Consider the following 22952-nt stretch of genomic DNA (forward strand, 5'->3'; position numbering starts at 1 on the left):
GGTGCGGTCCCTGTAGGAGCGGCCTTGCGTCGCGAAAGGGGCACAAAGCGCCCCCTGTTTTTTTGCCACACCGTCAAACCCGGTCCGCCCCTTACGAGGGCAACCACCTGGAGAACCTGCTTCATGTCCCAAGCCATCGTCGTCGCGGCGCTGTACAAGTTCGTTACCCTGCAAGACTACGTCGAGTTGCGCGAGCCACTGCTCAAAGCCATGCTCGACAACCAGGTCAAGGGCACCCTGCTGCTGGCCCATGAGGGCATCAACGGCACCGTGTCGGCCACCCGCGAAGGCATCGACGGCCTGCTGGCCTGGCTGCGCAGCGACCCACGCCTGGTCGATGTCGACCATAAAGAGTCGTACTGCGACGAACAGCCGTTCTACCGCACCAAGGTCAAGCTCAAGAAAGAGATCGTCACCCTCGGCGTGCCCGGCGTGGACCCCAACCAGGCCGTGGGCACCTACGTCGAGCCCAAGGACTGGAACGCCCTGATCAGCGACCCGGAAGTGCTGCTGATCGACACCCGCAACGACTACGAAGTGGCCATCGGCACCTTCAAGGGCGCCATCGACCCCAAGACCGAAACCTTCCGCGAGTTCCCCGAGTACATCAAGGCCAACTTCGACCCCAGCAAGCACAAGAAGGTAGCCATGTTCTGCACCGGCGGCATCCGTTGCGAAAAAGCCTCCAGCTATATGCTCGGTGAAGGCTTCGAGGAGGTCTATCATCTCAAGGGCGGCATCCTGAAGTACTTCGAGGAAGTGCCTCAGGAACAAAGCCTGTGGGATGGTGACTGCTTCGTCTTCGACAACCGCGTCACGGTGCGCCATGACCTGAGCGAGGGCGAGTACGACCAGTGCCACGCCTGCCGCCACCCGATCAATGCCCAGGAGCGCGCGTCCGAGCACTATTCGCCAGGTGTCAGCTGCCCGCATTGCTGGGACACCCTGAGCGAAAAGACCCGCCGCAGCGCCATCGACCGGCAGAAGCAGATCGAGCTGGCCAAGGCGCGCAACCTGCCGCACCCGATCGGTTACAACTACAAAGCCGAGGCCTGATGCATGTCTGCCCGCCTGATCTATGTGATGGACCCGATGTGCTCCTGGTGCTGGGGTTTCGCGCCAGTGGCCGCGGCCCTGATCGCCCAGGCGCATGAGGCGGGTGTGCCCACCCACCTGGTGGTGGGCGGGCTGCGCACCGGCGGCAGTGCGCTGGACAGCGCCACCCGCAAGTACATCCTCGAACACTGGCAGGCGGTGGCCGATGCCACGGGCCAGGCGTTCCGCTTCGAAGGGGCCATGCCGGACGGTTTCGTCTACGACACCGAGCCGGCCTGCCGCGCTCTGGTCAGCGCCCGCGAACTGGGTGGCGAGCGCGTCTGGCCGCTGCTGGCGCTGATCCAGCGCGCTTTCTACGAGCAGGGCATGGATGTGACCACCGCACCACAGCTGGTCGACCTGGCTGAACAGGCCGGTTTCGACCGTGCCGCATTCGCCGCCACCTTCGCCCAGGCCGATACCCGCGCTGCCACCGCGGCCGATTTCGTCTGGGCCCAGGACCTGGGCATCGCCGGTTTTCCGACCCTGCTCGCCGAGCGCAACGGCCAACTGGCGCTGTTGACCAACGGCTATCAGCCGTTGGAGCGCCTGCAACCATTGCTCGGCCGCTGGCTGCAGCAGGCCACCTGTGCTTGACCTGCCTGGGTCCCCCGACCCGGTACCGGGCAAGCCCTGCACGGCGGCCGATCGGCTGAGCTGGGCGGAAATCCGCCGGCTGGCCCTGCACCACCGCAAGCAGCTCTGGTCGGCCAACCTGATCGCCGTGCTCGCGGCCTGCTGCAGCGTGCCCATCCCGCTGTTGCTGCCGTTGCTGGTAGACGAAGTGCTGCTCGGCCATGGCGATGCGGCACTGAAGTGGATGAACCACCTGCTGCCGTCGGGCTGGCAGGTGGCCGCCGGCTACATCGGCCTGATGCTGTGCCTTACCCTGTGCCTGCGCCTGGCCGCCTTGGCTTTCAACGTGGTGCAGGCCAAATTGTTCGCCGGCCTGGCCAAGGACATCGTCTACCGCCTGCGCATCCGCCTGATCGAGCGGCTCAAGCGTATTTCGCTGCAGGAATACGAAAGCCTGGGCAGTGGCACGGTCACCACGCACCTGGTCACCGACCTGGACACCCTCGACAAGTTCGTGGGCGAAACCCTTAGCCGCTTCCTGGTGGCCATGCTCACCTTGACCGGCACGGCCGCCATCCTGATCTGGATGCACTGGCAACTGGCGTTGCTGATCCTGCTGTTCAACCCGCTGGTGATCTACTTCACAGTGCAGTTGGGCAAACGCGTCAAGCACCTCAAAAAGCTCGAGAACGACAGCACCGCGCGGTTCACCCAGGCCCTGGCGGAAACCCTCGATGCCATACAGGAAATACGTGCCGGCAACCGCCAGGGCTATTTCCTCGGCCGGTTGGGCCTGCGTGCCCGTGAAGTGCGCGACTATGCCGTCGACTCGCAATGGAAAAGCGACGCCAGTGGCCGCGCCAGTGGTTTGCTGTTCCAGTTCGGTATCGACATTTTCCGCGCGGCGGCCATGTTGACCGTGCTGTTTTCCGACCTGTCGATCGGGCAGATGCTGGCGGTGTTCAGCTACCTGTGGTTCATGATTGGCCCGGTCGAGCAGTTGCTCAACCTGCAATACGCCTACTATGCCGCCGGCGGTGCCCTCAACCGCCTCAACGAGCTGCTGGCGCGGGCCGACGAGCCGCAGTACCCGGCGGCCAGCGACCCATTCGCCGGCCGTGACACGGTCGGTATCGAGGTGCGTGACCTGCGTTTTGCCTATGCCGATGAGCCCGTGCTCGACCACCTCGACCTGTCGATCGCGCCGGGTGAGAAGGTGGCCATTGTCGGTGCCAGCGGCGGGGGCAAGAGTACCCTGGTGCAGCTGCTGCTGGGCTTGTACAGCGCCCAGGCCGGGACTATCCGCTTTGGCGGGGCCAGCTTGCAGGAAATCGGCCTGGAAACCCTGCGCGAAAACGTGGCGGTGGTGTTGCAGCACCCATCGCTGTTCAATGACACCGTGCGTGCCAACCTCACCATGGGCCGTGACTGCAGTGACGAGGCCTGTTGGCAGGCGCTGCGCATCGCCCAGCTGGACGCCACCATCGCCGCCTTGCCGCAGGGCCTGGACAGTGTGGTGGGGCGGTCGGGTGTGCGCCTGTCCGGCGGCCAGCGCCAGCGCCTGGCCATCGCCCGCATGGTGCTGGCCGAGCCCAAGGTGGTGATCCTCGACGAGGCCACGTCGGCGCTGGACGCGGCCACCGAATACAACCTGCACCAGGCCTTGGCGCGCTTCCTCAGTGGCCGCACCACGCTGATCATCGCCCACCGCCTGTCGGCCGTGAAACAGGCCGACCGGGTACTGGTGTTCGATGGTGGGCATGTGGCGGAAGATGGCGACCACCAGCAGCTGATTGCCGAAGGCGGGTTGTATGCCAAGCTGTACGGGCATCTGCAGCAGAGCTGAATCCTGGGCCGACCCAGGCTGCGCAAAGCCCCCCGCTGCCTTGTCATAAAAATCCCCTTCACAGCGATGGCAAATGGCCTACGCTGTGCTTGTCTGGGTCGATTTGCGCCTTATCTGCTCTGTGACAGGGACTCCATGAAGGGACATCGCACACTCGAAGCGCCAAAGCTGCTGGGCATTACCTGGCCCTTCATCGCCGTCGTGGTCTTCCAGGTGGCGCTGGGTAGTCTCAGCCTGTACACGCTGTCGTCCGTGCGCGCTTACGTTGCGGGCGAGAGTTTGTGGTCCAAGGCGCAGAAAGATGCCATCTATTACCTCAACCTGTACGCCGAGACCCGCGACGAGGGTACCTATCAGCGCTATCGCCAGGCCATAACCGTGCCCCAGGGCGACCAGAAGGTGCGCGAGCTGCTCGACCAGCCGCACCCCGACCTGGAAGCCGCGCGCCAGGCGGTACTCCAGGGCGGCAACCACGCCGACGATGTGCAACGCATCATCTGGTTCTACCGCAACTTCCGCAACATCAGCTACATGCAGACCGCCATCGACTACTGGAATGTCGGTGACGATTACCTGGAGAAGCTGGATGTGCTGGCAGGCGAGATGCACCAGCGCTTCGCTGCAGGCCCAGTGGACGCCGCTGCGGTCGAGGCCTGGAAAGCGCGCATCGTCAGCATCAACGAAGGGGTAACGCCGGCGGCCAAGGCCTTCAGCGATGCGCTGGGCGAAGGGTCGCGCATGCTGCTGCGGGTGCTGCTGTTCACCAACCTGCTGACGGCCATGTTCCTGATCAGTATTGCCTGGCGCCGCTCCAGCAAACTGCTGGCCCAGCGCCAGGCTTTCGCCAGTGCCCTGCAGGAAGAAAAAGAGCGGGCGCAGATTACCCTGCAGGCTATCGGCGACGCGGTGATAACCACCGATGTGCAGGGCTGTATCGGCTACATGAACCCGGCCGCCGAACAGCTGACCCACTGGCAGGCCGCCCAGGCCCAAGGGTTACCGCTTTCGGCATTGTTCAGCCTGGTCGACGAGCACGCCGAAGAAAACGGCACCAGCCTGGTCGAACAGGTGCTAAACGGCAGCCTCAACGGCGGCGCCGAGCATGCGCGGCTGATCCAGCGCCTGGACGGCAGCACGGTATCGATCAACCTGGTGGGCTCGCCGATCGTCAATGACGGGCAGGTTGCCGGCATTGTGCTGGTGCTGCACGACATGACCCAGGAGCGCCAGTACATTGCCAACCTGTCCTGGCAGGCTACCCATGATGCCCTGACCGGGCTGGCCAACCGCCGCGAGTTCGAATACCGCCTGGAGCAGGCGCTCAATGGCCTGGCCCGCCAAGCCGGGCGGCATTCACTGATGTTCCTGGACCTGGACCAGTTCAAGCTGGTCAATGACACCTGCGGCCACGCCGCTGGCGACGAGCTGCTGCGGCACATCTGTGCCGTGCTGCAGTCTGGCCTGCGTGAGGGCGACACCTTGGCGCGGCTGGGGGGCGACGAATTTGGCGTGTTGCTGGAAAACTGCCCCAGCGACCAGGCCGAGCGCATCGCCGAGCAACTGCGCCAGCTGGTGCAAAGCCTGCACTTCGTGTGGAAAGGCCGCCCGTTCGTGACCACGGTCAGCATAGGCCTGGTGCACATGGCCCAGGCCCCCAGCACCCTTGAAGCCTCGTTACGTGCCGCGGACATGGCCTGCTACATGGCCAAGGAAAAAGGCCGCAACCGCGTACAGGTGTACCACGCCGACGACAGCGAGCTGTCCATGCGCTTTGGCGAAATGGCCTGGATCCAGCGTTTGCATGTTGCCCTGGAAGAGAACCGGTTCTGCCTGTACGCGCAGGAAATCGCCCCGCTGAAAACCTTCGAGGGGCCGGGCCATATCGAAATTCTGCTGCGCCTGCACGACGAAAGCGGCCGCACCATCCTGCCCAGCAGTTTCATTCCGGCGGCCGAGCGCTATGGCCTGATGACGGCGCTGGACCGCTGGGTGGTACGAAATGTATTCATGGTCATCCGCCAGTGCCTGGACGAGGGGCGGGAAGGGCCGCTGTCGACCTGCGCGATCAACCTGTCGGGGTCGAGCATCGGCGATGACAAGTTCCTGGAATACCTGCAGCGGCTATTCGTCGAGTACGCCATTCCGCCGCGGATGATCTGCTTCGAAATCACCGAAACCAGCGCCATCGCCAACCTGGGTAGCGCCATCCGCTTCATCAACGAGCTCAAGGGCCTGGGTTGCCGCTTCTCGCTCGATGATTTCTGCGCCGGCATGTCCTCGTTCGCCTACCTCAAGCATTTGCCCGTGGATTACCTCAAGATCGACGGTAGTTTCGTCAAGGACATGCTCGACGACCCGGTCAACCGGGCCATGGTCGAAGTCATCAACCATATCGGCCATGTGATGGGCAAGCGCACCATCGCCGAGTTTGTCGAAACGCCCCTGATCGAGCAGGCCCTGCAGGAAATTGGCGTGGATTACGCCCAAGGCTACCTGATCGAACGCCCCCAGGTGTTCACCTGTGACAGTCTGCAGCGCCAACGGATCGCCGCCCGGCCTCTGTTGCAGCGTGCACCTGGCACCTTTCGTTAGCTGGAAATCACAAGGACCAAGGAGCTGAAAGTGATTGACGCATTCGTTCGTATCGGGCCGTTGATGGACCCGGCCAGTTACCCCCAATGGGCTCAGCAACTGATTGAAGATTGCCGCGAGAGCAAGCGCCGGGTCGTGGAGCATGAGTTCTATGCACGCCTGCGCGATGGCCAGCTGAAGCAATCGACCATTCGCCAGTACCTGATTGGCGGCTGGCCGGTGGTGGAGCAGTTCTCGCTGTACATGGCCCACAACCTGACCAAGACCCGCTACGGTCGGCACCAGGGTGAGGACATGGCACGGCGCTGGCTGATGCGCAATATCCGGGTCGAGCTCAACCATGCCGATTACTGGGTGAACTGGTGCCAGGCGCATGGTGTGCACCTGCACGACCTGCAGGCCCAGGACGTGCCGCCGGAGCTCAACGGCCTGAACGACTGGTGCTGGCGGGTGTGTGCCACCGAGAACCTGGCCATTGCCATGGCCGCCACCAACTATGCCATCGAAGGCGCGACGGGCGAATGGTCGGCAGTGGTGTGTTCGACCGACACCTACGCCATGGGCTTCCCGGAGGAAGGGCGCAAGCGGGCGATGAAATGGCTGAAGATGCACGCCCAGTATGACGATGCGCACCCGTGGGAAGCGCTGGAAATCATCTGTACCCTGGCCGGCGAGAACCCCAGCCTGGGCTTGCGCACCGAGTTGCGCAGGGCGATCTGCAAGAGCTACGACTGCATGTTCCTGTTCCTGGAGCGGTGCATGCAGCTTGAGGGGCGCCAGCAGGGGCGTATGCGCCCGGCGTTGGCCGCCGGGTAGGCCCGGCCCGCTGCGAAGCAAGGCCGCGATGGGCCGCGCTGCGGCCCCGGCAATCTCGGCCGTTACTGGGCGTTCAGCGCCTGCCCATTCACGGCCTTGCTGTCCGGCCCCATCAGGTACAGGTACACGGGCATGATTTCTTCAGGCAGCGGGTTGTTCTGCGGGTTCTCGCCAGGGTAAGCCTGCGCCCGCATCGCTGTGCGCGTGGCCCCGGGGTTGATGCTGTTGGCGCGCACCGGCGCCACGCCTTCCAGTTCGTCGGCCAGGGTCTGCATCAGGCCCTCGGTGGCGAACTTGGACACGCCGTAGGCGCCCCAGTAGGCACGGCCCTTGCGCCCCACGCTGCTGCTGGTGAACACCACCGAGGCGTCTTCCGACAGCTTCAGCAGCGGCAGCAGGGTACTGGTGAGCATGAAGGTGGCATTGACGTTGATGTGCATCACGCGCATGAAATGGTCGCCTGACAGCTGTTCCAGCGGCGTGCGCGGGCCGATGATCGAGGCGTTGTTGAGCAGGCCGTCAAGGCGGCCGAACTGCTCTTCGATCATGACCGCCAGGTCGTCGTACTCATGTGCCTGCGCGGTTTCCAGGTTGAACGGAACGACCACCGGCTGCGGATGCCCGGCGGCCAGGATCTGGTCGTAGACCTCGTTCAGGTTGGCTTCGGTCTTGCCCAGCAACAGCACGGTGGCGCCCAGCGCGGCGTAGGCCTTGGCAGCAGCAGCGCCAATGCCGCGGCCGGCACCGGTAACCAGGATGACCCGGCCTTTGAGCAGGTCGGGGCGGGCGGTGTAGTCGAACATAGTAAGTCCTTGATTCGGGGCTTTTAGCTGCAAGCTTCAAGCTTCAAGCTACAAGAAAAAGCTGGGCGATGTGGGCTGCTGCAGCTTGTGGCTTGCAACTTGCAGCTTCAGCAGCCGCACAACGCGCTGTCGATCACCTTGCGCAGGTCCAGCGGGTGGTCCACCACCACGTCGGCGCCCCAGTGGTTGGGGTTGTCTTCTGGGTGAATATAGCCGTAGCGCACCGCGGCGGTACGGGTGCCGGCGTCACGGCCCGACTCGATGTCGCGCAAGTCGTCGCCGACGAACAGCACGCTGGCCGGGTCCAGGTTCAGGGTGTTGCAGGCCAGGATCAGCGGCTCTGGGTCCGGCTTGCTGTTTTTTACGTGGTCCGGGCAGATCAGCAGCGCCGAACGCTCGGCCAGGCCCAGTTGCTGCATGATCGGCTCGGCGAAGCGCACCGGTTTGTTGGTGACCACGCCCCACAGCAGCTTACCTTTCTCGATGTCGGCCAGCAGTTCGGCCATGCCGTCGAACAGCTTGCTGTGCACCGCGCAGTCGCGCTGGTAGCGCTCGAGGAACTCCAGGCGCAGGGCCTCGAAGCCTTCGGCTGCAGGGTCCATGGCGAAGGTGGCGGCGACCATGGCCCGCGCACCGCCGGAAATCACCCCGCGGATCAGCGTGTCATCGACCGGCGGCAGGCCGCGTTCGGCGAGCATGGCCTGGCAGATGGCGATGAAGTCCGGCGCCGTGTCGAGCAAGGTGCCGTCCATGTCGAAGAGTACCGCTCGCAAACGCATGCTCATTCCTCGCGCAGGGTCTGGATCATGTAGTTGACGTCGACGTCGCTGCTCAGCTTGTAGTGCTTGGTCAGCGGGTTGTAGGTCAGGCCGATGATGTCCTTGACCTGCAGGCCGGCATCACGGCTCCACGCGCCCAGTTCGGAGGGGCGGATGAACTTCTTGAAGTCATGGGTGCCGCGCGGCAGCATCTTCAGGATGTACTCGGCGCCAACGATGGCCAGCAGGTAGGCCTTGGGGTTGCGGTTGATGGTGGAGAAGAACACCTGGCCGCCTGGCTTGACCATGCGGTAGCAGGCACGGATCACCGACGACGGGTCGGGTACGTGCTCGAGCATTTCCAGGCAGGTGACCACATCGAATTGCTCAGGCATTTCTTCGGCCAGCGCTTCGGCGGTGATCTGCCGGTACTCCACCTGCACGCCAGACTCCAGCTGGTGCAGCTGGGCCACGGCCAGCGGCGCCTCGCCCATGTCGATACCGGTAACGCTGGCGCCGCGCAGGGCCATGGCTTCGCTGAGGATGCCGCCGCCGCAACCTACGTCCAGCACCTTCTTGCCGGCCAGGCTGGCGCGTTCGTCGATCCAGTTGACGCGCAGCGGGTTGATTTCATGCAGCGGCTTGAACTCGCTTTCACGGTCCCACCAGCGGTGGGCCAGCGCTTCGAACTTGGCGATTTCGGCGCGGTCGACGTTGCTCATTGGGCAGTCCTCAAAAGCTTGGCTATTAAGCTGCAAGCTGCAAGCCCCAGGCAGCAAGAAAAAGCAGACCTTGTACGCATTCGCTTTTTCCTGCCGCTCGTAGCTTGCGGCTTGCGCTCGAAAAGGCCGGAGTATACCCGAGCGCTCGGCCCCCAGGCTCGCTATAATCGCCGGCTTTTGATATCCGAACGACAGGGAGAGGCAATGCGCGAGCGACTATTGGCGGCGGAGAAGGTGACCGCGATCCGCTGGCAGGGCGGCGTCCTGCACCTGCTCGACCAGCGTCTGCTGCCGTCCCGGGAGTGCTGGCTGGCCTGCGACAATGTCGCGCAGGTGGCAGCCGCGATCCGCGACATGGCGGTGCGCGGTGCTTCGGCGATCGGTATCGCGGCGGCCTACGGCCTGGTGCTGGCCCTGGAAGAGCGGCTGGCCGAAGGTGGTGACTGGGAGCTGGACCTGGAAGAGGACTTTCTCACCCTGGCCGAGGCGCGCCCCACGGCTGCCAACCTGTTCTGGGCACTGAACCGCATGCGCGAGCGCCTGCAACGCCTGCGCCCGGACGAAGACGTGCTGGCCGCGTGCGAGGCCGAAGCGCTGGCCATTCACGAAAGCGACCGTGAAGCCAACCTGACCATGGCCCAGCACGGCACCGAGCTGATCCGCCGCCACCAGGGCAACGCCCAGACCCTGCTCACCTATGGCAATGCCGGTGCGCTGGCCAGTGGGGGTTTCGGCACCGCGCTGGGGGTGATCCGTGCCGGTTACCTCGAAGGCATGGTCGAGCGGGTGTATGCCGGCGAGACGCGCCCCTGGCTGCAGGGCTCGCGCCTGACTGCGTGGGAGCTGACCAACGAAGGCATCCCGACCACCCTGTGCGCCGATTCGGCGCTGGCCCACCTGATGAAGACCAAGGGCATCACCTGGGTGGTGGTGGGGGCGGACTGCATTGCCGCCAATGGCGACATGGCCGGCAAGATCGGCACCTACCAGCTGGCCGTCAGCGCCATGCACCATGGCGTGCGCTTCATGGTGGTGGCGCCCAGCACCAGCATCGACCTGAACCTGGCGACCGGCGAGGATATCCCCCTGGAAGTGCGTGAGGCCGATGAACTGCTGGATTACGCCGGCACCCGGGTGGCCCCGGAGGTCGAGGTGTTCAACCCGGTGTTCGACGTGACCCCGGCAGACCTGATCGACGTGATCGTGACCGAGCGCGGCATTGTCGAACGTCCGGATACCGCCAAGCTGGCGCAGTTGATGTGCCGCAAGCGCCTGCATTGACAAATGTGCCGGCCTTTTCGCGGGTAAGCCCGCAAAGAGGCCGGCACAGGCACCAGCAAATCAAGATTCGAACCTGCTTCTGGCTGCCCGCCACATCTCCCCACCGCACCCGCCTTTGTGGTAACATCCGGCAGTTTCCAAGACCGCCCATCACGGCGGCCTTCATTGCGCAGATCCATGGCACAACTCATTGATTTGTCGTAAGTCGTCGCACCCTTATGCGCTGCGGCGGCGAGCTTCGTTCGGCCCTTGATGGAGCTGCGAAGTTTCACCAGAAAAAGGAATCAGGCTTCTCATGGGCGAACTGGCCAAAGAAATCCTCCCGGTCAATATCGAAGACGAACTGAGACAGTCCTACCTCGACTACGCGATGAGCGTGATTGTCGGGCGAGCGCTGCCCGATGCACGTGACGGCTTGAAGCCCGTGCATCGTCGCGTTCTCTATGCGATGAGCGAACTGGGCAACGACTGGAACAAGCCGTACAAGAAATCCGCCCGTGTGGTCGGTGACGTGATCGGTAAGTACCACCCGCACGGCGACACTGCGGTCTACGACACCATCGTGCGTATGGCCCAGCCCTTCTCGCTGCGCTACCTGCTGGTCGATGGCCAGGGCAACTTCGGTTCGGTGGACGGCGACAATGCCGCGGCCATGCGATACACCGAAGTGCGCATGACCAAGCTGGCCCACGAGCTGCTGTCCGACCTGCACAAGGAAACCGTCGACTGGGTGCCCAACTACGACGGCACCGAGCAGATCCCGGCGGTCATGCCCACGCGTATCCCCAACCTGCTGGTCAACGGTTCCAGCGGTATCGCCGTGGGTATGGCGACCAACATTCCGCCGCACAACCTTGGTGAAGTCATCGACGGTTGCCTGGCGCTGATCGACAACCCGGAAGTCACCGTCGATGAACTGATGCAGTTCATCCCCGGCCCGGACTTCCCGACAGCCGGCATCATCAACGGTCGCCAAGGCATCATCGAGGCCTACCGCACCGGCCGCGGCCGCATCTACATGCGTGCCCGCTCCGAGGTCGAAGACATCGACAAGGTCGGTGGCCGCCAGCAAATCGTGATCACCGAGCTGCCGTACCAGCTGAACAAGGCGCGGCTGATCGAGAAGATCGCCGAGCTGGTCAAAGAGAAAAAGATCGAAGGCATCACCGAGCTGCGCGATGAGTCCGACAAGGACGGCATGCGCATCGTCATCGAGCTGCGCCGCGGCGAAGTGCCGGAGGTGGTGCTCAACAACCTCTACCAGCAAACCCAGCTGCAGAGCGTATTCGGCATCAACGTGGTGGCCCTGGTGGACGGCCGCCCGCGGCTGCTCAACCTCAAGGACCTGCTCGAAGCGTTCGTCCGTCACCGCCGTGAAGTGGTGACCCGCCGTACTGTCTTCGAGCTGCGCAAGGCCCGCGAACGCGGCCACATCCTTGAAGGCCAGGCGGTTGCGCTGTCCAACATCGACCCGGTCATTGCCTTGATCAAGGCTTCGCCTACGCCTTCCGAGGCCAAGGAAGCCCTGATTTCCACGCCGTGGGAGTCCAGTGCCGTGCAGGTGATGGTCGAGCGCGCCGGTGCCGAGGCCTGCCGCCCTGAAGACCTGCCCGAGCAGTATGGCCTGCACGATGGCAAATACTTCCTGTCGCCGGAACAGGCCCAGGCCATTCTCGACCTGCGCCTGCACCGCCTGACCGGCCTGGAGCACGAGAAGCTGCTGGCCGAGTACCAGGAAATTCTCGAGCAGATCGGCGAGCTGATCCGCATCCTCAACAGCGCCGAGCGCCTGATGGAAGTGATCCGCGAAGAGCTGGAGGCCATCCGCGCCGAGTACGGCGATGCCCGCCGCACCGAAATCCTCAATGCCAGCCACGACCTCAACTACGGCGACATGATCCCGGAAGAAGAGCGCGTGGTCACCATTTCCCACGGTGGTTACGCCAAGACCCAGCCGTTGTCCGCTTACCAGGCCCAGCGCCGTGGCGGCAAAGGCAAGTCGGCGACCGGCGTGAAGGACGAGGACTACATCGAGCACCTGCTGGTCGCCAACAGCCACGCCACGCTGCTGCTGTTCTCCAGCACGGGCAAGGTGTACTGGAAAAAGACCTACGAAATTCCGGAAGCATCGCGTGCCGCCCGTGGTCGCCCGCTGGTGAACCTGCTGCCGCTGGAAGAGGGTGAGCGCATCACCGCCATGCTGCAGGTGGACCTCGAGGCGCTGCAGCAGAACGCCGACCTTGACGAAGAGCTGGAAGACGCCGACGACACCGTGCTCGAAGGTGAGCTGGTCGAGGCCGAGGAAGTTGACGAAGAAGACGGCGACACCCCTGAGTGGGTGGCAGAGCCGACCGGCGCGTACATCTTCATGGCCACCGCTTCGGGTACCGTCAAGAAGACCCCGCTGGTGCAGTTCGCCCGCCCGCGCTCCAATGGCCTGATTGCCTTGAAGCTCAAAGAAGGCGATACCCTGATTGCAGCGGCCATCACCGACGGCGCCAAGGAAGTGATGATGTTCTCCGACGCTGGCAAGGTCATTCGCTTTGCCGAGAGCGTGGTGCGTGAAATGGGCCGTAACGCCCGTGGCGTGCGGGGCATGAAGCTGGGCAAGGGGCAGCAGATCATTTCCATGCTGATTCCGGAGTCTGGCGCGCAGATCCTGACCGCTTCCGAGCGTGGCTTTGGCAAGCGTACCCCGCTGTCCAAGTTCCCGCGCCGCGGCCGTGGCGGCCAGGGCGTGATCGCCATGGGTACCAAGGGGCGCAATGGCTTGTTGATCGGCGCCATCCAGGTGCATGAAGGCGAGGAGATCATGCTGATCTCCGACCAGGGCACGCTGGTGCGCACCCGGGTTGGCGAAGTGTCCAGCCTGAGCCGCAACACGCAGGGTGTGACCTTGATCAAGCTGGCTGCCGACGAAACACTGGTTGGCCTGGAGCGGATCCAGGAACCGTCCGAGGACGAACTCGACGATATGGTCGAGGCGGACGAGGAGGGTGTCGAGGCCGAAGTGCCAGACAATGACGAAGCTGCAGGCGCCGAAGAGGCCCCGCAGGAGTAAGCAGGTGTAAAACCCGAACGGGGCGACCAAGGTCGCCCCGTTTGACTGATAACTGCAGGCAATGCCTGGCCGGGTGCGAGCAAGCTTTTTGTAGGAGCGGCCTTGTGTCGCGAAAGGGCTGCAAAGCAGCCCCAGGATTTCAGCGGCGCTGCAAAAAGCTGGGGCCGCTTCGCGGCCCTATCGCGACACAAGGCCGCTCCCACAAAGAGGCGCGTGCGGCCTGCAAGAAATGAATTTGTACCATTTGGCAGAGCGAGAGTGGATGTGAGCAACCGAGCCTTTAACTTCTGCGCAGGCCCTGCCGCGCTTCCTACCGCTGTTCTGCAGCGCGCCCAGGCTGAAATGCTGGACTGGCATGGCAAGGGCTTGTCGGTGATGGAAATGAGCCATCGCAGCGACGATTACGTGGCCATCGCCGAAAAGGCCGAGCAGGACCTGCGTGACCTGCTGTCTATCCCCTCCAACTACAAGGTACTGTTCCTGCAGGGCGGTGCCAGCCAGCAGTTCGCTGAGATCCCGCTGAACCTGCTGCCGGAAAACGGCACTGCCGACTACATCGAGACCGGCATCTGGTCGAAAAAGGCCATCGAGGAAGCGCGCCGCTTCGGCAACGTCAACGTCGCCGCCAGCGCCAAGGCCTACGATTACCTGGCCATTCCGGGCCAGAACGACTGGAAACTGACCAGCAACGCTGCCTACGTGCACTATGCGTCCAACGAAACCATCGGTGGCCTGCAGTTCGACTGGGTGCCGCAGACCGGTGACGTTCCGCTGGTGGTCGACATGTCCTCCGACATCCTCTCGCGCCCGATCGACGTGTCGCAGTTCGGCCTGATTTACGCCGGCGCGCAGAAAAACATCGGCCCCAGCGGCCTGGTGGTGGTGATCGTGCGTGAAGACCTGCTGGGCCACGCCCGCAGCAGCTGCCCGACCATGCTCGACTACAAGGTGTCGGCCGACAACGGCTCGATGTACAACACCCCGGCCACTTACTCCTGGTACCTCTCGGGCCTGGTGTTCGAGTGGCTCAAGGAGCAGGGCGGTGTCGAGGCCATGGAGCAGCGCAACCGGGCCAAGAAAGACCGCCTGTACGGCTTCATCGACAGCAGCGAGTTCTACACCAACCCGATCAGCGTCAATGCCCGCTCGTGGATGAACGTGCCGTTCCGCCTGGCCGATGAACGCCTGGACAAGGCCTTCCTCGCCGGTGCCGATGCCCGCGGCCTGCTCAACCTCAAGGGCCACCGCTCGGTGGGCGGGATGCGCGCCTCTATCTACAACGCCCTGGGCTTGGACGCCGTGGAAGCGCTGGTGGCCTACATGGCTGAATTCGAGAAGGAGCACGGCTGATGTCGGAACAGGAACTCAAAGCCCTGCGCGTTCGCATCGACAGCCTCGACGAGAAAATCCTCGAGCTGATCAGCGAGCGCGCCCGGTGTGCCGAAGAGGTTGCGCGGGTCAAGACCGCTTCGCTCAAAGAAGGCGAGAAGCCGGTGTTCTACCGCCCCGAGCGCGAAGCAGCAGTGCTCAAGCGGGTGATGGAGCGTAATAAAGGGCCGCTGGGCAACGAAGAAATGGCGCGGCTGTTCCGCGAAATCATGTCGTCGTGCCTGGCCCTGGAAGAGCCGCTGAAAATCGCCTATCTGGGCCCTGAAGGCACCTTCACCCAGGCGGCGGCCATGAAGCACTTCGGCCACGCGGTGATCAGCCGCCCGATGGCGGCCATCGACGAGGTGTTCCGTGAAGTCGCGGCCGGTGCGGTCAATTTTGGCGTGGTGCCGGTGGAAAACTCCACCGAAGGCGCGGTCAGCCACACCCTGGACAGCTTCCTCGAACACGACATGGTGATTTGCGGCGAAGTCGAGCTGCGTATCCACCACCACCTGCTGGTGGGCGAGAGCACCAAGACCAACAGCATCACCCGCATCTATTCCCATGCCCAGTCCCTGGCCCAGTGCCGCAAGTGGCTGGACGCGCACTACCCGAATGTGGAGCGGGTGGCGGTATCGAGCAATGCCGAGGCCGCCAAGCGCGTGAAGGGCGAGTGGAACTCGGCGGCGATCGCCGGTGACATGGCTGCCAACCTGTATGGCTTGACCCGCCTGGCCGAGAAGATCGAAGACCGCCCGGACAACTCCACGCGCTTTTTGATGATCGGCCAGCAGGAAGTGCCGCCTACCGGCGACGACAAGACCTCGATCATTGTTTCGATGAGCAACAAGCCGGGCGCGCTGCATGAGCTGCTGGTGCCGTTCCACCAGAACGGCATCGACCTGACCCGCATCGAAACCCGCCCGTCGCGCAGCGGCAAGTGGACCTACGTGTTCTTCATCGACTTCGTTGGTCACCACCGCGACCCACTGATCAAGGCGGTGCTCGAACAGATCAGCCAGGAGGCTGTGGCGCTGAAGGTGCTGGGCTCGTATCCGAAGGCAGTGCTTTGATTCAGGGCCGCTGGGGGCGCTTTGCGCCCCATCGCCGGCAAGCCAGCTCCTACAGGTACAGCGCAAGCCTCCAGGTTTCCACTGCCCCTGTGGGAGCTGGCTTGCCGGCGATGGGCTGCAACGCAGCCCCAGCGGTCTCGCAGGCTGTCCCGATTTCTGAACAGGGTTCACACCAGTGGTAAATGCAGCAAAAACCAAACCCGCGCCCATCATCAACCGCCTGGTCGTAGTTGGCCTCGGCCTGATCGGTGGTTCGTTCGCCAAGGGCCTGCGTGAAAGCGGCCTGTGCCGCGAAGTGGTCGGAGTCGACCTGGATGCCCCCTCGCGCAAGCAGGCCGTAGCCTTGGGCGTGGTCGACCGCTGCGAAGAAGACCTCGCCACCGCCTGCGTGGGCGCCGATGTCATCCAGCTGGCCGTGCCCATCCTGGCCATGGAGAAAGTTCTGGCGCGCCTGGCCCGGCTAGACCTGGGCAACGCCATCATCACCGACGTCGGCAGCGCCAAGGGCAATGTTGTTCGTGAGGCGCGTTCCGTTTTTGTGAACGAGAGCGGCCAGCGCCTGCCGCGCTTCGTGCCTGGCCACCCCATTGCCGGTTCCGAGCAGAGCGGGGTAGAGGCCTCCAACGCCACCCTGTTCCGCCGGCACAAGGTCATTCTCACGCCGCTGGCCGAAACCGACCCGGCCGCACTGGCCCTGGTCGACCGCCTGTGGCGCGCGCTGGAGGCCGATGTCGAGCACATGACGGTCGAGCGCCACGACGAAGTGCTGGCCGCCACCAGCCACTTGCCGCACCTGTTGGCCTTTGGCCTGGTCGATTCACTGGCCAAACGCAATGAAAACCTCGAGATCTTCCGGTACGCTGCCGGGGGGTTCCGCGATTTCACCAGGATCGCCGGCAGCGACCCGACCATGTGGCATGACATCTTCCTCGCCAACCGCGATGCTGTCCTGCGCACACTTGATACATATCGCAGTGATCTCGACGCCTTGCGCGACGCTATCGCTGAAGGGGACGGGCACCAGTTGCTGGGTGTATTCACCCGCGCACGCGTTGCCCGCGAGCATTTCAGTAAAATCCTGGCCCGTCGGGCCTATGTGGACGCTATGAACGCCAACGATCTGATTTTCCTGGCCCAACCGGGTGGCCGCCTGAACGGGCGGATTCGTGTACCGGGCGACAAGTCGATTTCTCACCGCTCGATCATGCTTGGCTCGCTGGCCGAGGGCACCACCGAGGTCGAAGGCTTCCTCGAAGGTGAAGACGCCCTGGCGACCCTGCAGGCATTCCGTGACATGGGTGTGGTCATCGAAGGCCCCAACCACGGCCGCGTGACCATTCATGGTGTTGGCCTGCACGGCCTGAAGCCGCCGCCCGGCCCGCTGTACGTAGGCAACTCGGGGACCTCGATGCGTTTGCTGTCCGGCTTGCTGGCCGGCCAGCCGTTCGACGTGACCATGACCGGTGATGCCTCGTTGTCCAAGCGCCCGATGAACCGTGTGGCCAACCCGCTGCGCGAAATGGGTGCCGTGGTCGAGACCGGCCCGGAAGGCCGCCCGCCGCTGACCATTCGCGGCGGCCACCGGCTCAAGGGGCTGACCTACACGCTGCCGATGGCCAGCGCGCAGGTCAAATCCTGCCTGCTGCTGGCCGGCCTGTACGCCGAAGGCAAAACCACCGTCACCGAGCCGGCACCGACCCGCGACCACACCGAGCGCATGCTGCGCGGTTTCGGCTACGCGGTAGAAAGCAATGGCCCGGTGGCCTCGTTGCAGTCTGGGGGCAAGCTGACCGCTACCCGCATCGAAGTGCCGGCCGACATCTCCTCGGCAGCCTTCTTTCTGGTGGCGGCGTCCATCGCCGAAGGCTCCGAGCTGGTGCTGGAGCACGTCGGCATCAACCCGACCCGTACCGGTGTCATCGACATCCTGCGCCTGATGGGTGGCGACATCACCCTGGAGAACCAGCGTGAAGTCGGCGGCGAGCCGGTGGCCGACCTGCGTGTGCGCGGGGCCAAGCTGAAGGGTATCGATATCCCTGAAGGGCTGGTGCCGCTGGCTATCGACGAGTTCCCCGTGCTGTTCGTTGCCGCTGCCTGCGCCGAAGGCCGTACCGTGCTGCGCGGTGCCGAAGAGCTGCGGGTGAAGGAGTCCGACCGTATCCAGGTGATGGCCGACGGCCTGGTTGCCCTGGGCATCAAGTGCGAGCCGACCCCTGACGGCATCATCATCGACGGCGGCCAGCTGGGCGGCGGCGAAGTGCATGGCCACGGTGACCACCGCATTGCCATGGCCTTCAGCGTGGCCTCGCTGCGCGCCAGTGCGCCGATCCGCATTCATGACTGCGCCAACGTTGCCACGTCGTTCCCCAACTTCCTGGCGCTGTGCGCCGAAGTGGGCATCCGCGTGGCCGAAGAGGGCAAGTCGTGAACACGCTGGCCCCCATCATCACCATCGACGGGCCGAGTGGCTCTGGCAAAGGTACGGTGGCCGGCTTGCTGGCGCGCGAACTGGGCTGGCGCCTGCTGGACTCGGGCGCGCTGTACCGGCTGCTGGCGTTCAATGCCAGCAACCACGGTGTCGATCTGACCAACGAAGAGCTGCTGACCAAGCTGGCCGCCCATCTGGATGTGCAGTTCATCGCCGCCGAGCCCGGTAAGCTGCAGCAGACCATTCTCGAAGGTGAGGACGTCAGCCAGGTCATCCGCACCGAAACCGTCGGTGCCGGTGCCTCGATGGTGGCCTCGCTGCCTGCCGTGCGTGAGGCGCTGCTGCAGCGCCAGCGCGCCTTCCGGGAAATGCCCGGGCTGATTGCCGACGGCCGCGACATGGGCACGGTGGTATTCCCCGACGCGCCGCTGAAGGTGTTTCTGACCGCCAGTGCCGAGGAACGGGCGCGCCGCCGCTACCTGCAGTTGAAGGGCAAGGGTGAAGATGTTAGTCTGTCGAGTCTGCTGGATGAGATTCGGGCGCGTGATGAACGCGACACTCAGCGTGCAGTGGCCCCGCTGAAACCAGCGGCAGACGCCATTCAGCTGGATTCCACCGAGTTGTCCATCGAGCAGGTGTTGCAACGTATCAGGAGCGAGATCGCCCAGCGCGACCTTCTCTGATCACCAGGAAAGCAGGCAGGTTCACCAGTCAACGTCTTGCCGGCGTTCCTTTACTTAAAACAGACCCACATTGTCTGGAATGTGGCGAGGGGCGTTTGTTTCGCCCGAATCTACAGGAATTAAAATGAGCGAAAGCTTTGCAGAACTCTTTGAAGAAAGCCTGAAAACCCTCAATCTTCAGCCGGGTGCCATCATCACCGGTATCGTTGTCGACATCGACGGCGACTGGGTTACCGTACACGCTGGCCTGAAGTCCGAGGGTGTCATCCCGCTCGAGCAGTTCTACAACGAAGCTGGCGAACTGACCATCAAGGTCGGTGACGAAGTCCACGTTGCGCTGGACGCGGTCGAAGACGGCTTTGGCGAAACCAAACTGTCCCGTGAAAAAGCCAAGCGCGCCGAGTGCTGGATTGTTCTGGAAGCAGCTTTCGCCGCCGAAGAAGTGGTCAAGGGCGTTATCAACGGTAAGGTTAAGGGCGGCTTCACTGTCGACGTTAACGGCATCCGTGCGTTCCTGCCGGGCTCCCTGGTTGATGTCCGCCCAGTGCGCGACACCACCCACCTGGAAGGCAAAGAGCTGGAATTCAAGGTCATCAAGCTGGACCAGAAGCGCAACAACGTTGTCGTTTCCCGTCGCAGCGTGCTGGAAGCCGAGAACTCCGCCGAGCGCGAAGCCCTGCTGGAAACCCTGCAGGAAGGCCAGCAAGTCAAAGGTATCGTCAAGAACCTCACCGACTACGGCGCATTCGTGGACCTGGGCGGTATCGACGGCCTGCTGCACATCACCGACATGGCCTGGAAGCGCATCAAGCACCCATCGGAAATCGTTAACGTTGGCGACGAAGTCGACGTACGCGTTCTGAAGTTCGACCGTGAGCGCAACCGCGTTTCGCTGGGTCTGAAGCAAATGGGTGAAGATCCGTGGGTAGCTATCACTGCCCGTTACCCAGAAGGTACTCGCGTACAGGCTCGCGTAACCAACCTGACCGACTACGGCTGCTTCGCTGAGCTGGAAGAAGGCGTTGAAGGTCTGGTACACGTTTCCGAAATGGACTGGACCAACAAGAACATCCACCCGTCGAAAGTCGTTCAGGTTGGCGACGAAGTGGAAGTCATGGTTCTGGACATCGACGAAGAGCGTCGTCGTATCTCCCTGGGCATCAAGCAGTGCAAGTCCAACCCATGGGAAGACTTCTCCGGCCAGTTCAACAAGGGTGACAAGATCACCGGTACCATCAAGTCGATCACCGACTTCGGTATCTTCATCGGTCTGGACGGCGGCATCGACGGTCTGGTTCACCTGTCCGACATCTCCTGGAACGAAACCGGCGAAGAAGCCGTACGTCGTTTCAAGAAGGGCGACGAGCTGGAAACCGTCATCCTGTCGGTTGACCCAGAGCGCGAGCGCATCTCCCTGGGCATCAAGCAGCTGGAAGACGATCCGTTCTCCAACTTCGTTGCTGTCAACGACAAGGGCGCTATCGTCAAGGGCATCGTGAAAGAAGTTGACGCCAAAGGCGCCATCGTCACCCTGGCCGACGACATCGAAGCCACTCTGAAAGCTTCCGAAATCAGCCGTGACCGCGTTGAAGACGCGCGTAACGTTCTGAAGGAAGGCGAAGAGATCGAAGCCAAGATCATCAGCGTTGACCGCAAGTCCCGCGTGATCAGCCTGTCGATCAAGTCCAAAGACGACGCTGAAGAGCGTGAAGCTATCCAGAGCCTGAAAAACGCTCCGGAAGCTGCTGCCGACACCACCATGGCTGCGCTGCTGCGCGAAGCAATGGCCAAGCAGAACTGAGTTCTGTTTGATCGGTAAAAAGGGCGACCCTCGGGTCGCCCTTTTTTTGTGTTCTTAGTATGCCCCGCGATGCCCTGGAGCGTTCGTGCACAATCCGCACAGGCATAACTGTCGCGAGGCGCGGGCGGCGTGCGATACGTCTCCATCGTGATGCCTTAAAGCCATGTTGCATCCCAATGAGGATATGCGCCAACCGATGTCGCCAGTCCGGCCCTTACCGGATTGGCAACGATGTATCTCGCGACCTTGAAAACATCCTCGTCCCGGCGCAAGGCTCGGTCGTAGTAACCTGCCTGCCACACCGGCTTCCCCTTTGCCCCGGCCTTTTGAAGCGCATTGCTGGACTGGCATTTGAAGCGCTGCATCAATGTTCCAAGCGTCACTTCTTTCAGCTCAATCAGCCAATGCACATGGTCTGGCATTACGACCCAGGTCAGCGATCGGCAGTGGTGTTGTTCTTCCGCGTAACGAAGGTTTTGGATGACCAACCGTGCGAAGCGGAGGTCGTGAAACAAAGGCTTACGTCGATGAGTGACCGTAGTCAGCATATAAAGCCTGCCAGGCACCGAGCATCGTGCGCGGCGAAGCCTGTAGCCATGAGGGTTCGGCATTGCGTTCATCCTTGAGCAGGTAATTGCTCGGTCAGCATAGTCAGCCTGTGCAGGGATCGAGCCGCCAGTGATTTGCAGTATGTAAACAAGGACCAAAGCGTTCGCGCGCATCTGGCCCAGGCATAACTGGCCCGAAAAAAACGTAGGAGCGAGCGCAGCTCGCGATGCGCCGCGCGGGCGGCGCGGCCTCGCGGGCAATGCTGCTCCATCGCCGTACCTTTACCGGCACGGCGCATGGCATGAGATATCGGGGGAGCCCCGTGGTGCTTGGCGTGGGGTTTGTGGTGGTGCGCAAATCGAGCGCCGCCCGCGCGGCGCATCGCGAGCTGCGCTCGCTCCTACGTTTGTTTCGGGCCAGTGAGGCCTGTGAGAGGCGCGCGCGACCGGCTGCTTCATACGACGCGATATTGAGGCATGCGCCAAAGGGTTCGCGCGCAAATCCCCCAGGCATAATTGGCCCGAAACAAACGTAGGAGCGAGCGCAGCTCGCGATGCGCCGCGCGGGCGGCGCGGCCTCGCGGGCAATGCTGCTCCATCGCCGTACCTTCACCGGCACGGCGCATGGCATGAGATATCGGGGTAGCCCCGGGGTGCTTGGCGTGGGGTTTGTGGTGGTGCGCAAATCGAGCGCCGCCCGCGCGGCGCATCGCGAGCTGCGCTCGCTCCTACGTTTGTTTCGTGCCAGTGAGGCCTGTGAGAGGCGCGCGCGACCGCCTGGTTCATACGACGCGATATTGAGGCATGCGCCAAAGGGTTCGCGCGCAAATCCCCCAGGCATAATTGGCCCGAAAAAAACGTAGGAGCGAGCGCAGCTCGCGATGCGCCGCGCGGGCGGCGCGGCCTCGCGGGCAATGCCGCTCCATCGCCGTACCTTCACCGGCACGGCGCATGGCATGAGGTATCGGGGGAGCCCCGGGGTGCTTGGCTTGGGGGATGTGGTGGTGCGCAAATCGAGCGCCGCCCGCGCGGCGCAATCGCGAGCTGCGCTCGCTCCTACGTTTGTTTCGGGCCAGTAACGCCTGTGACAGGCGCGCGCGACCGCCTGGTTCATACGACGCGATATTGAGGCATGCGCCAAAGGGTTCGCGCGCAAATCCCCCAGGCATAATTGGCCCGAAAAAAACGTAGGAGCGAGCGCAGCTCGCGATGCGCCGCGCGGGCGGCGCGGCCTCGCGGGCAATGCTGCTCCATCGCCGTACCTTCACCGGCACGGCGCATGGCATGAGGTATCGGGGGAGCCCGGGGTGCTTGGCGTGGGGTTTGTGGTGGTGCGCAAATCGAGCGCCGCCCGCGCGGCGCATCGCGAGCTGCGCTCGCTCCTACGTTTGTTTCGGGCCAGTGAGGCCTGTGAGAGGCGCGCGCGACCGCCTGGTTCATACGACGCGATATTGAGGCATGCGCCAAAGGGTTCGCGCGCAAATCCCCCAGGCATAAT

Annotated in this window: 16 protein-coding genes; 12 read left to right on the forward strand and 4 right to left on the reverse strand. The window is 63.4% G+C overall.

The features are described 5' to 3' along the window. Window positions 1-123 precede the first annotated feature (123 nt). The 5 genes from trhO to AACG97_RS06780 all read left to right on the forward strand — a co-directional run bounded on the left by trhO (window position 124) and on the right by AACG97_RS06780 (window position 6925). Entirely contained in the window at window positions 124-1056 is a 933-nt protein-coding gene (gene trhO, locus AACG97_RS06760) for an oxygen-dependent tRNA uridine(34) hydroxylase TrhO (RefSeq protein WP_009686013.1), read from the forward strand. Between the two features lie 3 nt (window positions 1057-1059). After that, on the forward strand, window positions 1060-1692 hold the full coding sequence (locus AACG97_RS06765; RefSeq protein WP_182388730.1) for a DsbA family protein: 633 nt from the start codon (window positions 1060-1062) through the stop codon (window positions 1690-1692). Continuing rightward, on the forward strand, window positions 1685-3517 hold the full coding sequence (locus tag AACG97_RS06770) for an ABC transporter ATP-binding protein (protein ID WP_029886223.1): 1833 nt from the start codon (window positions 1685-1687) through the stop codon (window positions 3515-3517). The genes AACG97_RS06765 and AACG97_RS06770 overlap by 8 nt, the downstream gene beginning before the upstream one ends. Before the next feature lie 135 nt (window positions 3518-3652). Further along, entirely contained in the window at window positions 3653-6109 is a 2457-nt protein-coding gene (locus tag AACG97_RS06775; RefSeq protein ID WP_225785812.1) for an EAL domain-containing protein, read from the forward strand. Between the two features lie 30 nt (window positions 6110-6139). Further along, window positions 6140-6925 carry a TenA family transcriptional regulator gene (locus AACG97_RS06780; RefSeq protein ID WP_054890379.1) on the forward strand — a complete coding sequence of 262 codons (786 nt, stop codon included), beginning with the start codon at window positions 6140-6142 and terminating at the stop codon, window positions 6923-6925. Between the two features lie 62 nt (window positions 6926-6987). On the opposite strand, the gene AACG97_RS06785 is transcribed toward AACG97_RS06780, so the two are convergent. The 3 genes from AACG97_RS06785 to ubiG form a co-directional block, all read right to left on the reverse strand. Beyond that, window positions 6988-7728: a YciK family oxidoreductase gene (locus AACG97_RS06785; RefSeq protein ID WP_009686006.1), complete on the reverse strand. Its 741-nt coding sequence runs from the start codon at window positions 7726-7728 to the stop codon at window positions 6988-6990. Window positions 7729-7835: 107 nt separating this feature from the next. Beyond that, entirely contained in the window at window positions 7836-8507 is a 672-nt protein-coding gene (mupP, locus tag AACG97_RS06790; RefSeq protein ID WP_029886220.1) for an N-acetylmuramic acid 6-phosphate phosphatase MupP, read from the reverse strand. Window positions 8508-8509: 2 nt separating this feature from the next. Continuing rightward, on the reverse strand, window positions 8510-9208 hold the full coding sequence (gene ubiG, locus AACG97_RS06795) for a bifunctional 2-polyprenyl-6-hydroxyphenol methylase/3-demethylubiquinol 3-O-methyltransferase UbiG (RefSeq protein ID WP_009686004.1): 699 nt from the start codon (window positions 9206-9208) through the stop codon (window positions 8510-8512). A gap of 204 nt (window positions 9209-9412) precedes the next feature. Between ubiG and mtnA the strand changes: the two genes are divergently transcribed. From mtnA to rpsA, 7 genes are all read left to right on the forward strand, one after another. After that, window positions 9413-10489 (forward strand): S-methyl-5-thioribose-1-phosphate isomerase, encoded by a 1077-nt coding sequence (gene mtnA / locus AACG97_RS06800; protein WP_029886219.1) that lies wholly within the window; start codon window positions 9413-9415, stop codon window positions 10487-10489. Window positions 10490-10784: 295 nt separating this feature from the next. Then, window positions 10785-13550, forward strand: coding sequence for a DNA gyrase subunit A (gene gyrA / locus AACG97_RS06805; protein WP_225785811.1), 2766 nt, complete (start codon window positions 10785-10787; stop codon window positions 13548-13550). Between the two features lie 264 nt (window positions 13551-13814). Continuing rightward, on the forward strand, window positions 13815-14900 hold the full coding sequence (serC, locus tag AACG97_RS06810) for a 3-phosphoserine/phosphohydroxythreonine transaminase (protein WP_009686001.1): 1086 nt from the start codon (window positions 13815-13817) through the stop codon (window positions 14898-14900). Continuing rightward, entirely contained in the window at window positions 14900-15994 is a 1095-nt protein-coding gene (pheA, locus tag AACG97_RS06815) for a prephenate dehydratase (RefSeq protein WP_009686000.1), read from the forward strand. Before serC ends, pheA begins: the two co-directional genes overlap by 1 nt. Window positions 15995-16202: 208 nt before the next feature. Continuing rightward, complete coding sequence (locus tag AACG97_RS06820) at window positions 16203-18422, forward strand: bifunctional prephenate dehydrogenase/3-phosphoshikimate 1-carboxyvinyltransferase (protein ID WP_232555200.1); 2220 nt, start codon at window positions 16203-16205, stop codon at window positions 18420-18422. Beyond that, window positions 18419-19105 carry a (d)CMP kinase gene (cmk, locus tag AACG97_RS06825; protein WP_009685997.1) on the forward strand — a complete coding sequence of 229 codons (687 nt, stop codon included), beginning with the start codon at window positions 18419-18421 and terminating at the stop codon, window positions 19103-19105. Before AACG97_RS06820 ends, cmk begins: the two co-directional genes overlap by 4 nt. A 124-nt stretch (window positions 19106-19229) precedes the next feature. Beyond that, complete coding sequence (gene rpsA, locus AACG97_RS06830) at window positions 19230-20906, forward strand: 30S ribosomal protein S1 (RefSeq protein ID WP_003252673.1); 1677 nt, start codon at window positions 19230-19232, stop codon at window positions 20904-20906. A 155-nt stretch (window positions 20907-21061) separates the two neighbouring features. Here rpsA and AACG97_RS06835 read toward each other — a convergent pair whose 3' ends face one another. Further along, window positions 21062-21517, reverse strand: a complete 456-nt coding sequence (locus tag AACG97_RS06835; protein ID WP_225785809.1) for an REP-associated tyrosine transposase — start codon at window positions 21515-21517, stop codon at window positions 21062-21064. Window positions 21518-22952: the final 1435 nt, after the last annotated feature.

The organism is Pseudomonas sp. Nvir (assembly GCF_963778085.1).
Lineage (GTDB): Bacteria > Pseudomonadota > Gammaproteobacteria > Pseudomonadales > Pseudomonadaceae > Aquipseudomonas > Aquipseudomonas juntendi.